Source organism: Nitritalea halalkaliphila LW7 (genome assembly GCF_000265075.1).
In the GTDB taxonomy this organism is placed as follows: domain Bacteria; phylum Bacteroidota; class Bacteroidia; order Cytophagales; family Cyclobacteriaceae; genus Nitritalea; species Nitritalea halalkaliphila.
On the sequence record NZ_AJYA01000002.1, the window covers coordinates 1 to 15363 of the forward strand.

Annotated in this window: 10 protein-coding genes and 3 pseudogenes; 8 read left to right on the forward strand and 5 right to left on the reverse strand. The window is 47.3% G+C overall.

What is annotated here, in order from left to right; translation table 11 throughout:
* Positions 1-98 precede the first annotated feature (98 nt).
* The 3 genes from A3SI_RS00545 to A3SI_RS21920 all read right to left on the reverse strand — a co-directional run bounded on the left by A3SI_RS00545 (position 99) and on the right by A3SI_RS21920 (position 3112).
* Entirely contained in the window at positions 99-1241 is a 1143-nt protein-coding gene (locus A3SI_RS00545; RefSeq protein ID WP_009053138.1) for an acyl-CoA dehydrogenase family protein, read from the reverse strand.
* A gap of 238 nt (positions 1242-1479) precedes the next feature.
* Positions 1480-2202 carry an adenine deaminase C-terminal domain-containing protein gene (locus tag A3SI_RS21915; protein ID WP_316929021.1) on the reverse strand — a complete coding sequence of 241 codons (723 nt, stop codon included), beginning with the start codon at positions 2200-2202 and terminating at the stop codon, positions 1480-1482.
* 34 nt (positions 2203-2236) lie between these two features.
* Positions 2237-3112: an amidohydrolase family protein gene (locus tag A3SI_RS21920; protein ID WP_316929022.1), complete on the reverse strand. Its 876-nt coding sequence runs from the start codon at positions 3110-3112 to the stop codon at positions 2237-2239.
* Between the two features lie 152 nt (positions 3113-3264).
* Between A3SI_RS21920 and cmk the strand changes: the two are divergent.
* From cmk to A3SI_RS00590, 8 genes and pseudogenes are all read left to right on the forward strand, one after another.
* A pseudogene (gene cmk / locus A3SI_RS18705) lies at positions 3265-3953 on the forward strand ((d)CMP kinase).
* 2 nt (positions 3954-3955) lie between these two features.
* A pseudogene (locus tag A3SI_RS00560) lies at positions 3956-4851 on the forward strand (4-hydroxy-3-methylbut-2-enyl diphosphate reductase).
* A 138-nt stretch (positions 4852-4989) separates the two neighbouring features.
* Entirely contained in the window at positions 4990-6354 is a 1365-nt protein-coding gene (locus A3SI_RS00565; protein WP_009053141.1) for a Na(+)-translocating NADH-quinone reductase subunit A, read from the forward strand.
* Between the two features lie 4 nt (positions 6355-6358).
* On the forward strand, positions 6359-7573 hold the full coding sequence (locus tag A3SI_RS00570) for an NADH:ubiquinone reductase (Na(+)-transporting) subunit B (RefSeq protein WP_009053142.1): 1215 nt from the start codon (positions 6359-6361) through the stop codon (positions 7571-7573).
* Entirely contained in the window at positions 7560-8333 is a 774-nt protein-coding gene (nqrC, locus tag A3SI_RS00575) for an NADH:ubiquinone reductase (Na(+)-transporting) subunit C (protein WP_009053143.1), read from the forward strand. The genes A3SI_RS00570 and nqrC overlap by 14 nt, the downstream gene beginning before the upstream one ends.
* Before the next feature lie 28 nt (positions 8334-8361).
* On the forward strand, positions 8362-9045 hold the full coding sequence (locus tag A3SI_RS00580; RefSeq protein ID WP_040669706.1) for an NADH:ubiquinone reductase (Na(+)-transporting) subunit D: 684 nt from the start codon (positions 8362-8364) through the stop codon (positions 9043-9045).
* 13 nt (positions 9046-9058) lie between these two features.
* A complete protein-coding gene (gene nqrE, locus A3SI_RS00585; RefSeq protein ID WP_009053145.1) occupies positions 9059-9670 on the forward strand; it encodes an NADH:ubiquinone reductase (Na(+)-transporting) subunit E in 612 nt (203 codons plus the stop codon).
* A 114-nt stretch (positions 9671-9784) separates the two neighbouring features.
* Positions 9785-10348 (forward strand): DUF502 domain-containing protein, encoded by a 564-nt coding sequence (locus A3SI_RS00590; RefSeq protein ID WP_009053146.1) that lies wholly within the window; start codon positions 9785-9787, stop codon positions 10346-10348.
* A 99-nt stretch (positions 10349-10447) separates the two neighbouring features.
* On the opposite strand, the gene trxA is transcribed toward A3SI_RS00590, so the two are convergent.
* Both trxA and dnaE read right to left on the reverse strand, forming a co-directional pair.
* Positions 10448-10768, reverse strand: coding sequence for a thioredoxin (trxA, locus tag A3SI_RS00595; protein ID WP_009053147.1), 321 nt, complete (start codon positions 10766-10768; stop codon positions 10448-10450).
* 124 nt (positions 10769-10892) lie between these two features.
* Positions 10893-15179: pseudogene (gene dnaE / locus A3SI_RS00600) on the reverse strand (DNA polymerase III subunit alpha).
* Positions 15180-15363: the final 184 nt, after the last annotated feature.

Genomic DNA, 15363 nt, shown 5'->3' on the forward strand with positions numbered 1-15363 from the left:
CTAAGCGCTTGGGCGGGGAATAAATAAAAAGGAAGCCAGTTTCGTATTGGCTTCCTTTTTATTTTTTTTTGGCCGAAGGCCAAAGGAGGGGCATGTCCTTAGCGGAGCATTTCTCTGGAAATCACTAATTTCTGGATCTCTGAGGTACCTTCACCGATGGTGCAAAGTTTAGAGTCGCGGTAGAACTTCTCTACCGGATAGTCCTTCGTGAAACCATAGCCGCCGAAGATCTGAACGGCCTCATTCGAAACGCTTACGCACACTTCGGAAGCGTAGTATTTCGCTTGTGCACTGGCTAGGGTTACTTTTTGGCCCTTGTTTTTCATGTCGGCCGCTTTAAAGGTAAGCAGACGGGCAGCGTCGATCTGGGTGTTCATGTCGGCAAGTTTAAAGCTGATCGCCTGGAACTTACTGATGGGCTGATTAAACTGCTGTCTTTCCTTCGCATACTGTATGGAAGCTTCGAGGGCACCCTGTGCGATGCCGAGGGAAAGTGCGGCGATGGAAATACGTCCACCATCCAGAATTTTCATAGATTGGATAAAACCTTCCCCTACCTCACCGAGAATCTGGCTTTTATGTACGCGGCAATCTTCGAAGATTAGCTCGGCTGTTTCGGAAGCACGCATGCCCAATTTATCCTCTTTACGGCCGCCGCGGAACCCGGGAGTGCCTCTTTCGATGATAAAAGCAGTCATGCCGTGGGAGTCGCCCACTTTGCCGTACGGGCGATCACCACTGCGACATCCCCTGAGACTGCCGTGTGTGATAAAGTTTTTCGCGCCGTTAAGTACGTAATAATCGCCATCTTCCACGGCCACTGTACGCATGTTTCCTGCGTCGGAACCTGTGTTCGGCTCGGTGAGACCCCAAGCACCTAGGAATTCACCTGTAGCAAGTTTGGGGAGGTATTTTTGTTTTTGCTCCTCATTTCCGAACTGAAGGATGTGACCGGTGCAGAGCGAGTTATGTGCTGCCATGGAGAGGCCTACTGAAGGGTCTAATTTCGTTAGTTCTTCGATGGCGGTGACATATTCGAAGTAACCAAAGCCAGAGCCTCCATATTCTGTGGGCACTAAAACACCCATGAGACCGAGTTCACCTAGTTTTTTAAACAGTTCGAGGGGGAAGTGCTGCTCATCGTCCCATTTGTTGCGAAACGGGGTGATTTCCTTTGCTCCGAAATCTCGGATCATTTGGGAAATCATGACTTGATTTTCGTTGAGCTCGTAAATCGACATATAAAATTATATTTGGGTTTATTCTTTTAATCTACCCTATAAACATACAAATAATACATGAAGTTTGGAAATTCGATTAATAATAATTTTTCGCTCGGGAATGTGGTCTTTCGGCTTATTGACTGGCGGATGTTGTTCGTCCCTGAAAAAAGTAAAAAGATTAGCGAATGAAAGGGCAAAAAAGAAAAAGGAAAATTGGTTTCCCGTCTTCCCTTTTTCTTTTACTTGCGGTAAAAATTTAGGATAAAAAGAGGTCTTTAAAGGTAAAGGCTTGTCCGTCGAAGAGGCCTTTATCGCTGAGCTTCAGGTCTGGGATAACTAAAAGCGCCATAAAGCTTAGGGTCATAAAGGGTGCCTGCAGCTGTGCGCCCATGCGTTTAGCCTGTGCGTCGATTTGGGTGTAGGCCTGCGCCACGCTGTATCCGTCTTCGCAGCACATCAGGCCCGCCACGGGTAGTCCGAGCACCTGCTTTTCTTCTCCGTTCACGGCAGAAATACCCCCTTTTTCTTGGATGAGGAGGTTGACCGCATCACAGATACTGGCATCGTCTACGCCCACGGCGATGATATTATGGGAGTCGTGGGCCACTGTGGAGGCGATGGCGCCTGCTTTTAGGCCGAAATTTTTCACAAAGGCCATGGCTACGGGGGCTTCGGCATAGCGATTGACCACGGCGATTTTTAGGATATCGGCGGCGACATTGGCCTGGGCCAAACCTTCCTCCACGAGAATATCCCCACTGCTTTCGGGTGTGATCAGCTGTCCATCGAGTGCGGTGATGACGCGTACTCGGGTGCCAGCCGCGGGGAGGTGAAAGTCCTCCACTTTTTTCGGCCCGATGGAGAAGTTGTTAATCGGGGTTTCAGGGTAGGAGGGAAGTAAAGTTTGGCCTTTTTCGGCCACTTTTTCCCCTTGGATATAGGTAGCGAGGTGGAGGAAGTTTTTCAGGTCTTCCACCACGATAAAGTCAGCGGGATCTTGTAGGCGGAGGCTGCTACCGGCAATTTATAGTGAGGATAGGGTTCAGGCAGGCGGCGCGTAGGACGGGGAAGAGGGCTTTTCCTTTGGCGATAGCCCGGCGGACGAGCTCATCGATATGGCTAATGGCCAGGTAGTCTGGATGCTTGTCGTCGGAACAGAACATGACCTGGTCGGGATGGGTATCGATCAGGTCGATCAGGGCGTCGAAGTTTTTAGCGGCGCTTCCCTCGCGGATGGCGATTTTCATGCCGATATCAGCCTTGTCGCGTGCCTCCTCATAGCTGAAGCACTCATGGTCGGTGCTGATGCCTGCGGCGGCATAGTGAGCGGCCTGTTCTCCTCGTAGTCCGGGGGCATGTCCATCGACAGGCTTACCGTAACGATGTGCCAGGTCTATTTTGGCCATCACTTGAGGGTCACGGGCGAGGGTTCCGGGCCAGTTCATCATTTCGGCGAGGTAATGAATATCCGGATCCTCCATGAGCTGGTGGATATCGGCTACTTGGATGGTCGCTCCTGCTGTCTCGAAGGGAGTGGCTGGCACACAGGATGGGGCTCCAAAAAAGAATTTAAAGGGTGTTTTTTTGCCATTTTCGATCATGAATCGGATGCCTTCCATGCCGCAGACGTTAGCGATTTCATGGGGGTCAGAGATGGTGGCGATGCTTCCGTGGCAGACGGCCATGCGGGCAAACTCGGTCGGGATGAGCATGGAAGATTCTATGTGCACGTGGGCATCGATGAAGCCGGGGAGGATAAAGGGAAGGCTGCTGTCGGGCTGGAGCTTTTGGATGCGGCAGATGCGTCCGTTTTTCACTTCGATTTCAGCGGCGTAGATGCTTTCTTGGTGCAGGTCCACTAACTGGCCTTTTAGGCGGAACTCGTTCATGCCGGAGGGGAGTAAAGGTTTGAAATTCAATTTTTAAGAAACTTTCTAAATGCGTGTGTGGGGCGCAAGTCCCGCTTACAGAGGCATTAATTATGCGATAAACTTACTATATTTGCATTTGAAGTAAAAGCATACAGACACTTTTGGGTTTAATGAATAAGATAGTTATTGCCATAGATGGCCTTTCGGGCTGTGGTAAAAGTTCTACTGCGAAGGCGGTGGCGAAAGCCTTAGGCTATGTATATATAGATTCTGGGGCGATGTATCGGGCGGCGACGCTTCATTTTTTAGAAAATGCTACCGAGCTTACTTCCGAGGAGTCTGTGGCAGAGGCTTTAGCGAGTATGGAGATTCGTTTTCGGCCGGGGGCCAATGGTTCCGGGCAAGACACTTACTTAAATGGTCGGCATGTAGAGCAGGAAATTCGAACTATGCGGGTATCGAATTATGTTAGTAAGGTAAGTAAAATTAAGGCAGTACGTGAGGCGCTTGTGGCCAGCAGCAGGCGCTAGGAGCTGAGAAGGGAGTGGTGATGGATGGTCGAGATATCGGTACGGTCGTCTTTCCAGATGCTGAATTAAAGATTTATATGTCAGCGAATTTGGAAGTAAGGGCTGCCCGCAGGCAGACAGAACTGGCAGCAGCCGGGGATGAAGTTTCTCTTTCCGACATCATGGATAATTTAGCTTCGCGCGACGCGATCGATAGTTCGCGCGAGGAGAGTCCCCTGTACCAGGCGGAGGATGCTTATGTCATTGATACGAGCAGTCTACGCTTCGAGGAGCAGGTGGATCAGATCCTGACTTTGGCACGGCGTGCCATGAACCAACAAACCAAGTGAATATGCAAATCACGATAGATAAGAATTCTGGATATTGTTTCGGGGTAGAGTTTGCCATTAAGATGGCTGAGGATGAGATGGAGGTCTCGGACAAGCTTTACTGCTTAGGTGATATCGTGCATAATGATATGGAGGTACAGCGCTTACGGGATAAGGGTCTGGTGGTGATCGAGCGAGAGGATTTACAGGAGCTCAGGAACTGCAAGGTGCTGATTCGTGCACATGGGGAGCCTCCGGAGACGTATAAGCTGGCGATCGCAAATAACATTGAGCTGATCGATGCTTCCTGTCCGGTGGTGCTGAAGCTGCAGCATCGGGTGAAGACAGCTTTCGATAAAATGGAGCAGGAGGAAGGCCAGATTGTCATTTACGGAAAGAAAGGCCATGCAGAAGTGTGGGGCTTACAGGGCAGACTTTAGAGAAGGCTATCGTGGTGATGGAAGATAAGGATCTGGAGCAGATAGACTTCACGCGGCCCGTGACGCTGTTCAGTCAGACGACGAAAAGCACGAAGGGTTTTTATGCGCTAAAGGAAAAAATCGAGGAGCGTATTCGCGCAGTCAAGGGAGAGTTTTCTGCAGTCGATTTTAATGCGAATGACAGTATTTGTCGGCAGGTTTCCAACAGGGAGCCGCAGTTAGCGCGTTTCGCTGAGGAGAATGATGTACTGATTTTCGTAGCGGGCAGAAAGAGCTCGAATGGCAAGGCGCTGTATCAGGTGTGTAAATCGGTAAATGAGCGGAGTTATTTCGTGGAGAATGAGCGCGAAATTCTGCCAGGTTGGTTTTCGCCAGAGGATAAGGTGGGGATTTGCGGAGCTACTTCCACGCCGATGTGGTTGATGGAACAGGTGAGCGAGCATATTCAGGCCTTAGAACAGGATTTAATTCTAGGCTAAAAAGTAGGTCAAAAATTCTTGTTATCCTGTGACTCTACGCACGGTAAAACCTAAATAATAGCTTAAAACGCTTCAATTAACAACTGTATTTTATTAGATTTGAGGCGATTTTCAAGGGATCATACATTCTAAATAAATATGTCAAAAATAGTTAAGCTAAAAAAGGGTTTCGACATTAAGCTAGCCGGGAAGGCGGAGCCGAAAGAAGTCGAATTCCAGACAGCCAAAACTTTTGCGCTAAAGCCAACTGATTTTCAGGGGATTCAGCGGCCAAAGGTTACGGTGAAAGAGGGTGATACCGTGAAGGCGGGAAGCATCATCTTCTTTGACAAGGCGATGGATGAAGTGAAGTATGCGGCACCGGTTTCGGGTGAGGTGGTAGAAATCAAGCGTGGAGAAAAGCGTAAGCTACTCGAAATTAAGATTTTGGCTGACAGCCAGATCGTTTATGAGGAGTTACCTAAGTTCACGCTTTCTTCTATTCGTTCTGCAGATGCGGAGGCACTTAAGAAACACATCGCTGGATCTGGAATGTGGCCACACATCATTCAGCGTCCCTTCGGCGTAGTCGCGAATCCTGCTGACACCCCGAAAAATATCTTTATTTCGGGTTTTGACACGCATCCTTTAGCTCCCGATTATAGCATCGTGCTTAAAGGAGAGGAAGAGAATTTTAAGGCTGGATTAGCGGCCTTAAAGAAATTCACCTCCGGTAAGGTGCACTTAGGAGTAGACAGTGCGAAAGAAGTTCCGAGTGTGTACGCTAATCTAGAAGATGTTCAGGTGAACAAATTCTCCGGCCCACATCCAGCGGGTAATGTTGGTGTACAAATTCACCATATCGATCCGATTAACAAAGGGGATATCGTCTGGACAGTTTCTCCAAGTGGAGTAGCACAAATCGGTAAGCTGCTTTTAACGGGAAGGTATGACGCCTCCAAATTAATAGCTGTTACGGGTTCTGAATTGAAGCAAACAGGTTATGCTAAAGTCATTTCGGGGACTTGTGTGGATAAGCTGGTTCAAGGGAATCTAAATTATGATAATGTACGTGTAGTTTCTGGAAATGTTTTAACTGGAGAGCGCATTCAGCAGGATGGCTACCTAGGCTTTTATCATAACCAGATCACGGTGCTTCCAGAAGGAAATGAATACGAGTTTTTAGGTTGGTTAAAGCCTACGGCGAAAAAGCTAAGCTTCCACCGCGCACTTGGTTTACTTTCTTTCTTAAATGGAAGCAAAGAGTATCGTTTAAACACCAACACTAATGGTGAGGAGCGAGCATTTGTGCAGACAGGCGTTTTCGAGAGTGTAACGCCTATGGATATTCTTCCTGTGTACCTGATGAAGGCGATCATGGCGGAGGATTTTGATGAGATGGAGGAGCTTGGCATCTACGAGTTAGTGGAGGAAGATCTAGCCCTATGTGAGTTTGTGGACGTATCGAAGCATCCGGTACAGGAGATATTGAGAAAAGGAATAGATTTAATACAATACAGTTAACGATATGAAGTTTCTACGAGAATTATTAGATAAGCAGAAGCCCATGTTCGAAAAGGGCGGTAAGCTTGAAAAATTCTATTATGCTTTCGAGGCAGGCGAAACCTTCCTCTTTACACCGAATCATACAGCCGGTATAAAGGGTGCGCAGGTTAAAGATGCTATCGATCTGAAGCGTATGATGATTACCGTGGTGATCGCGATGATCCCATGTTTGTTATTCGGTATTTATAATACAGGACATCAGCATTTCTTGGCCACTGGCCAAACGGCAGGCCTATGGGAGGATTTTGGCGGCAAAATGTTAATTGGTTTGCAGCTGGTACTTCCAATAGTTATCGTGGCCTACGCTGCGGGAGGTTTAGTGGAGGCGGTTTTCGCTGTTATTCGTAAGCACCCAATTAATGAGGGCTTCCTAGTAACGGGGATGTTAATTCCATTAGTAGTTCCAGCTACTATTCCTTTGTGGCAGGTAGCGCTCGCGACGATTTTCGCAGTGGTTATAGCGAAGGAAGTGTTCGGTGGAACGGGGATGAATATCTTAAACGTAGCCATGACGGCGCGTGCCTTCCTATACTTCGCCTATCCGGCGCAGATTTCAGGGGATACAGTTTGGACTTACCTGGGTGACCAAGCGGTAGTCGATGGCTTTTCTGGAGCTACCGCCTTAGCAGTAGCCTACACGGCAGGCGTAGAGGGTGAAGCGGTAACGAGTGCTTTGGCAGCGCATAATACAGCTATCGGAGCAGGCTTATTCGAGTTCGGAAACCTATTTATGGGGTGGATTCCTGGTTCTATCGGTGAAACGTCTACCTTGATGGCACTCGTGGGTGCTGCGATTTTAGTAGCTACAGGAGTGGCAAGCTGGAAGATTATCGTAGGTGGTTTCGCTGGAGCTTATATCATGGGCGCCTTGATGAACTTACTTGCTGTAAATGAGTATATGGCTATGCCTGCGGAATACCACTGGGTAATGGGAGGTTTAGCATTCGGTGTGGTCTTTATGGCTACAGATCCAGTTTCTGCTGCGCAGACTGAAATCGGTAAATGGATTTATGGAATTATGATTGGGGTGCTTACAGTTATCATTCGTGTTTCTAACCCGGCTTATCCGGAGGGAATCATGTTAGCTGTACTCTTTATGAATGTGTTTGCACCGCTAATCGATCATTATGTAGTTAAAGCGAATAAAACAAGGAGGTTACAACGTGCAACAGTCTAATGTATATATCGTAACGTTCTCAGTTATCCTCACGGTGGTACTGGGGCTATTACTATCTGGAACATCGCAGGTTTTAGGACCAATTCAGAAAAAAGCGGTGGAGCTGGATACGAAAAAGCAAATCTTAGGTGCTGTTTTAGAGGCATCTGAGCTTTCTAAAATGAGCGGTGAAGAGGTCTTTGCCTACTACGATAAAAGGATCTCTTCTAAAGTAGTAAACATTAAGGGCGAAGAAGTAGAAAAAGATGAAGACGGCATCGCCATCATTCCGGAGAATGTGGATATCGGCAGAAACTACAAGCGTAAGCCTGAAGATCGCCTTTACCCAGTGTTCATGTTCCTCGCTGAGAATGGTGAAGACGTGGAATCTTTCATTATCCCTGTTTATGGTGCAGGCCTTTGGGATGCTATCTGGGGTTATGTCGCTTTGGAAACAGATTTGACCACGATTAAAGGGGTTACTTTTGCGCATGCATCTGAAACTCCAGGTCTAGGAGCTAGAATTACAGATGCTTCCGTCCAGGCACGTTTCCAAGGGAAGCGTATTTTCGATGAATCTGGTGAATTACAGTCTGTCAACATGCAGAAAGGTGAGGGCAGAGATTACAGCGATGATGCGCATAAGGTAGATGGTCTTTCAGGCGCTACGATTACCGCTGTCGGTGTAAATAACATGCTTAAGGCGTACATGTCTCACTATAGCGCTTATATTCAAAAGCGTAGAAGTGGTGAGTCAGGCGGTATGGCTGTTTTAAATTGATGTTCCACGTCTCTATATTACGATAAGAATGAGTACAGAAACTGCACAAGTGACAGAAGTAAAAAAGCCCGCTGAGGCGCTCCTGTCGAAAAGAAGAAAAAAGTTATTGAGCGATCCGCTTGTCGACGATAATCCGATCACCATACAAGTATTAGGTATCTGTTCCGCACTGGCGGTTACGACACAGTTACAGCCTACATTCGTTATGGCGCTCTCTGTGATCTTCGTAATGGTATTTGCGAACTTAACGATTTCCTTGCTGCGTAATACGATTCCTAGCCGTGTGCGAATCATTGTTCAGCTGGCTGTTATTGCTTCCTTAGTAACTTTAGTAAATGAGGTATTGAAGGCCTTCGCTTACGATATGTATAAGGAGCTTTCGGTTTTCGTAGGTCTAATCATTACAAACTGTATTGTAATGGGTCGCTTAGAAGCTTATGCACTTGGAAATAAGCCGTATGATTCCGTTTTAGATGGTTTCGGAAGTGCTTTAGGTTATGCTTGGATTATCCTTGCAGTAGCTTTCTTCCGAGAGCTGTGGGGTTCTGGATCTGTATTTGGAGTTCCAGTTTTTGACCAAATATCTGGTCTTTTCGGAGATGACTTTAGCTTAGCTACGAATGGTCTGATGGTTTCCCCTGTAGGAGCCTTTATCATCTTAGGCCTTATCATCTGGGTACAGCGTACCAAAACTGGCTATGTAGAACACTAAAAAGAAGCGTAAAATGGATTTATTTAATTTAGCAATTAAGTCGATTTTTATCGACAACATGGTTTTCGCTTACTTCTTAGGAATGTGTTCTTTCCTAGCTGTTTCTAAGAAAGTAAGTACTGCGCTTGGTTTGGGTGCCGCCGTTATCTTCGTTTTAACAGTGACGGCTCCAGCTAACTGGCTCTTGAATGAGTTTATCCTTAAGGAGGGTGCTCTTGTGTGGTTAGGCGAGTCTTTCGCTGAGATCGATCTATCCTTCCTTCGCTTTATCATGTTCATCGCGATTATCGCGGCAATGGTTCAGCTGGTGGAGATGATTGTTGAAAAATTCGCCCCAGCCCTATACGGTGCACTAGGGATTTTCTTACCGCTAATCGCAGTAAACTGTGCGATCCTCGGTGGGTCGCTTTTCATGGCAACTCGTGACTACACGCTTGCGGAAGCGGGTGTTTACGGTTTCGGTTCTGGTGTAGGCTTTTTCTTAGCAATCGTGGCACTAGCAGCTATCCGTGAAAAGCTAAAATATTCTAATGTTCCGAACGGTTTGAAGGGACTAGGAATTACCATGCTGATTACAGGTCTTATGGGAATCGCCTTTATGTCCTTCATGGGTATCGATCTATAAGATTTGACCGTACTATATGAAGTCTTAAAAAAAGCCTCGAGGAAACTTGAGGCTTTTTTTATACGTGTAAATGTTTGATGGTTTTCATTCTTTCACCTTTTCTGTTTTCTTCTTATGTCTTTTGGAAATAAACGCCTCATAACCTTTTTCTTTCGAGGGCTCTTATTTGTCGTTCCCATCGCGCTGACCGTTTATGTGATCGTCATGCTGCTTAATTTTTTAGACGGCATCATTCCTTCACCTATTCCGGGAATCGGGATTCTGCTGATGGTCATCAGTATCACCTTTGTGGGCTATTTAGCGGGGCTTTTCTTGACGCGCCCCCTCTTTGAGATGTTTGAGCGCTGGGTGTACCGTATTCCGCTTGTAAATATATTGTACACGAGTATAAAAGACTTGATGTCTGCCTTCGTGGGGGATAAGAAGAAATTTAATACCCCTGTGATCGTCAAACTTTCGAAAGGCATGTCGCGACTGGGCTTTATTACACAAAATGATCTTAGCGTGCTGGAAGAAGAGGAGCTCGTGGCTATTTATTTCCCTCACAGCTATAACTTTAGCGGTAATTTATACTTGGTTCCTCGCGAAAATGTGCGCATCTTACGACATGTGAAAAGTGCGGATGTGATGAAATTTATTGTTTCTGGCGGGGTTTCTAACCTCGAAAAATGGGACTAAGGGAAGCGTTCTTGTCCTCTCTGCTGCAGTAGCTTTCTTAAAAATAAGGGGAGCCTGTACATGTACAAGCTCCCCTTATGATGCCATTTTACAGGTTGGTTAGAGTTGAGCGTCCAGCTTTTGCGCCAGCACACCCTTAGGCACAGCACCTACCTGCTTGTCTACGATTTCTCCTCCTTTAAAGAACAGAAGGGTAGGGATACTTCTAATGCCGAACTTTGCAGCTACACTAGGATTAGCATCTACATCTACCTTTCCAATCACCGCCTTGCCGTCATAATCGCCAGCGAGCTCTTCAACAACAGGGCCAATCATCTTACAAGGCCCACACCATTCTGCCCAAAAATCTACTAATACAGGTTTTTCAGATGCGATGATTTCCTCAAAATTAGCATCTGTGATCTCAATTGCTTTTGCCATTTTCTATGTCAGTTGTAATTCTTAATGTAATGGAGAATATATGTTTAAATCCAAATATAAGGGAATAAGTTCATTTCGTGTATAGATATACCAAATAGGCGGTATAACAGCGCTTAGCATAGCTTTATTCACTTACCAGTGTATAGGTCAGTTCAGGGAATTGAGCTAATTCACGCATCAATGCATTAGAGGGCTCCACTCGGTACTGGGTGGCTAAAAGCTCCAGGCTGATATTTTCTTTTTTGTCTATTACCGTTACGTACAAGCGCGCATCTCCTTTATACTGTTTGCCTAAGCGCTCCAGCTGATCCATGACATTATAGGTGAGATCATCGAGATCCACGCTGATGCGTATGCCCTTTACGACGCGGTCACGCAGATCATTCAGTAGACCGATACTGTTAATTTTAAATTCAAACTCGCCTTCTTTCCATTTATTCGCATGCATGGAACCTGAAATGTACAGGAACCAACCTGTCATAAAGAATTCCTTAAAGCGCACATAATCGTCCCCGAAGATGAAAAAGGTATGGCTTCCGGCATAGTCTTCCATTGTGAGTGTTCCGAAAGGTTTACCTGTCTTGGTGGTGCGGTGCGCAAAGGCACTTACCTGACCCGCTACCTTGATCTCAGACTTGGCCCGGAGACGGTCTGTGTCTGTTAACTCGGGCAGTGTCGTATTCGTGTAGGCATCTATTTCTACTCGAAATTGGTCTAAAGGATGCCCTGAGATGTAAAGTCCGACTACTTCTTTTTCAAGGTTCAACTGCTGCAACTGGCTGAACGGTTCCATCGGTGTGACGGTGGGCAACGGAATATCTGTTCCTCCCCACCGAATAGGCTCACCTGTGCACTCATTTCTTCCTGTTGGATACGTTGCGCATATTTTGTGGCCTTTTCCAGAAGGGTTACGTCACCATCAGGCGCTTCCAGGTACTGCCGGCGGTGATGCTCTTTAAAGCAATCAAAGGCCCCTGCCTGTGCGAGCGCTTCCAAGGTTTTTTTATTGAGAGCTTTGCCATTCACTCGCTTGCAAAACTCAAAGATACTGGCATAAGGCCCTTTCGCTTCTCGGTTCTCGATGATGTGATCTACGGCTGCATTTCCGGCACCTTTAATCGCTGCTAAACCAAATCGAATTTGTCCTTCTTTATTTACGGTAAAGCCATTCTTAGACTCATTGACATCCGGCCCGAGCACCTGAATACCCATTCGCTTGCACTCCTCCATGAAAAAGGTAACTGTAGCGATGTCATTCATGTTATTCGAGAGAACGGAAGCCATGTACTCTGCAGGATAGTGTGCCTTCAGGTAAGCGGTCTGATAGGCAATCCAGGCATAACAGGTGGAGTGCGACTTGTTAAAGGCATAGGAGGCAAAGGCTTCCCAGTCTTTCCAGATTTTTTCGAGCTTTTTCGCGTCGTGGCCTTTGGCGGCAGCCTGCTCCACGAATTTCGGCTTCATTTTATCTAAGACATCCTTCTGCTTCTTTCCCATCGCCTTTCGCAGGACATCGGCCTCCCCTTTCGTGAAGTCGGCTAGCTTCTGGGAAAGGAGCATCACCTGCTCCTGATATACGGTAATCCCGTAGGTCTCCTCCAGATACTCTTTCATATCGTCGAGGTCGTAGGTGATGGGCTCAAGCCCATGTTTACGCTGAATGAAGCTCGGGATGTATTCCAGTGGCCCAGGTCGGTAAAGGGCATTCATGGCGATTAAATCGGCGAAAACCGTCGGCTTTAATTCCCGCATGTACTTCTGCATCCCTGGGGATTCGTACTGGAAGATTCCCACCGTTTCACCGCGCTGGAAAAGGGCATAGGTCTTCTCATCGTCGATCGGAAAGTGATCGGGATCTAACTCGATGCCGTGCCGCTCTTTTACTATTTTAACGGCATCCTTAATCAGCGTCAGGGTTTTTAGCCCTAAGAAATCCATCTTCAGGAGCCCGCACTCTCTACCACGGCATTATCAAACTGTGTGCATACCATGTCCGAGTCCTTCGCTAGTGCCACTGGAACAAAATTCGTGATGTCGTCTGGCGTAATGATCACTCCGCAGGCATGAATGCCTGTATTCCGTACCGTGCCTTCCAAAACTTTAGCCTGGTTAATCGTCCGAGATAGTGGGTCACTGCCAGAAGAAATCCGTAGCAGCTCGTCCGCTTTTTCGATGCTTTCACTGTTGTTCTTCAACTTCTCCATCAGCTTCGGCCGCTCTTTCGCCAGGCTAAAAAGAGCTTTTAGCTTGATGTCGGGCACTAACTTCGCCAGACGGTCTGCATCACTGAGTGGTAGATTAAGGACGCGGGCCGTGTCACGAATGGCTGATTTCGCTGCCATCGTGCCATAAGTAATGATCTGGGCTACCTGATTCGATCCGTATTTGTTGATGACGTAGTCTATCACACGCTGCCGTCCTTCATCATCGAAATCAATATCAATATCGGGTAAGGAAACCCGGTCTGGATTCAGGAAACGCTCGAATAGCAGGTCGTAGGCGATCGGATCCACATTCGTAATACCGATGCAGTAGGCCACAGCCGAACCCGCGGCGGATCCACGACCTGGGCCTACCGAAACCCCCATCTCCCGTGCCGCTGTCGTAAAGTCCTGTACGATCAGAAAATACCCCGGATATCCCGTTCGCTCGATCGTCGCCAGCTCGAAATCCAGACGTTCTCGGATTTCGTCCGTGATGGTTTCGTAGCGTTTTTCGGCACCCACATAGGTGAGGTGACGCAGGTAAGCATTTTCTCCCCTTTTTCCCCCGTCTAGCTCATCCTCGGGATGCTTAAACTCCTCTGGAATGGCGAACTTAGGGAGAAGCACTTCCCGCGCTAGCTTATAAGCCTCCACCTTATCCACGATCTCCTGCGTGCAGCGAATCGCCTCAGGTAGGTCTGCGAACAGCTTTTTCATTTCCTCAGGGGTCTTGAGATAAAACTCATCGTTCGGAAAGCCATAGCGGTATTCTCGCCCTCTTCTGCCTATGTATTTTTTCGGCTTCTCTACCAGCTCCCCATCTTTAACGCAGAGTAAAATGTCGTGGGCTTTGGCATCCGCCTTTTGATTGTAATAGGTGTTATTCGCTGCGAAATAGCGGACGTCATATTTTTGCGCGAAGCGCAAAAGCACCTCATTCACCTTTTCCTCTTCGGGGATGCCATGCCGGTTCAGCTCCACGTAAAAATCTTCCCCGAAATGGTTTTCCACCATAAAAAGGCTTCTTCCGCCTGGGTCTCGCCCACGTTTAGAATTAAAAAGGGCACTTCTCCCCAAAGCCCTCCTGTGGTGGCGATAAGATCTCCCTTGTATTGCAATAGGATATCTCGATCGATTCTAGGGACGTAATAGAATCCCTCTATGTTTGCATAGCTCGCCAGCTTGGCTAGATTGTGATAACCTGCCTTATTTTTGGCCAAAAGGACCGTTTGATACCCATCGTCCTTGGTATTTTTATTCTTTCGGTCTCGGCATAGGTTAAACTCACATCCTAAAATAGGCTTGATTTCCTGCGCGAGGGCTTCCTTCACGAATTGGAAGGCACCCATCATATTTCCATGATCTGTCATGGCCAGGGCAGGCATCCCCTGGCTTTTCGCCTGCCGAATGAGGGCTGGGATTTCGCTGGTGCACTGTAAAATAGAATACTGTGTGTGCACGTGTAAGTGCGTAAAGGGCACATCACTGAGATCCGATATGTCCGCTCGACCTGCTGCACGAAGGACATCTTTGGCGGCCTCTTGCTGCTTGTCTTTTGCTTGCGCAAAGTTGGCTTCCTCCAAATCAGGCGCTTCATAAACGACATCTTTGGGCTGCAAGCCCTCCGCAGGTGCCTGCACACCTTTTTGGATCAAGCCGAAGAAGCAACGTGCAGTGGCGTCCACATCATAGGCTGCATCGTGCGCATCTTCGAAACCTACGCCAAAAAGCTTTTGGTGGAGCTCTGTTAGGGTCGGCCATTTAAAGCGGCCTCCCTTACCACCAGGGATGGCGCAGAAATCCGTCGATATGTCCTTCGTGTCTAAGGAGGCCTTCGCCTCGAAAGGCATCAGTAATCCCTGGCGCAGAAATTCTGCCCCGACGACATTAATATCAAACTCTATATTATGACCGACGCTGTACTGCGCCTTCTCTAAGGCTTTAAAAAAATCTTCTAAAACAAACTGGAGCGGTTTACCCTCTCGGGTCGCGCGCTCTGTGGAAATGCCATGGACTTTTTCCGCATTATAAGGAATGGTGAAGCCCTCTGGCTTGACGATATGATTCCCTTGGCTGAGTAGTTTTCCCTTCGCGTCGTGCAACTGCCAGGCGAGCTGCACCAGCCGTGGCCAGTTATCTAAGTCACTGATAGGGGCATTATAGTCTCTGGGTAATCCAGTGGTTTCGGTATCAAAAATGATGTACATACGCTTCGATTCTCCTTTTGGGATCATGAAGATAAAAAAAAAGTGGCTAAAAAGAGGAAAAAAATAGGGTTAGGATAGAAAAAATAAAAGGCTTCAGAGAAGCCCTCAAAAGAGTAACGACTATCGGTCGTTCATCTATTATTTATTAAACCTTACAGGCTCTAAGGTCTTGAAAAAAAATGAT

Coding starts and splice junctions, on each gene's coding strand:
- A3SI_RS00545 (WP_009053138.1), bottom strand. CDS start 1,241: ATGTCGATTTACGAGCTCAACGAAAATCAAGTCATGATTTCCCAAATG.
- A3SI_RS21920 (WP_316929022.1), bottom strand. CDS start 3,112: ATGAACGAGTTCCGCCTAAAAGGCCAGTTAGTGGACCTGCACCAAGAA.
- A3SI_RS00565 (WP_009053141.1), top strand. CDS start 4,990: ATGTCAAAAATAGTTAAGCTAAAAAAGGGTTTCGACATTAAGCTAGCC.
- A3SI_RS00570 (WP_009053142.1), top strand. CDS start 6,359: ATGAAGTTTCTACGAGAATTATTAGATAAGCAGAAGCCCATGTTCGAA.
- A3SI_RS00580 (WP_040669706.1), top strand. CDS start 8,362: ATGAGTACAGAAACTGCACAAGTGACAGAAGTAAAAAAGCCCGCTGAG.
- nqrE (WP_009053145.1), top strand. CDS start 9,059: ATGGATTTATTTAATTTAGCAATTAAGTCGATTTTTATCGACAACATG.
- A3SI_RS00590 (WP_009053146.1), top strand. CDS start 9,785: ATGTCTTTTGGAAATAAACGCCTCATAACCTTTTTCTTTCGAGGGCTC.
- trxA (WP_009053147.1), bottom strand. CDS start 10,768: ATGGCAAAAGCAATTGAGATCACAGATGCTAATTTTGAGGAAATCATC.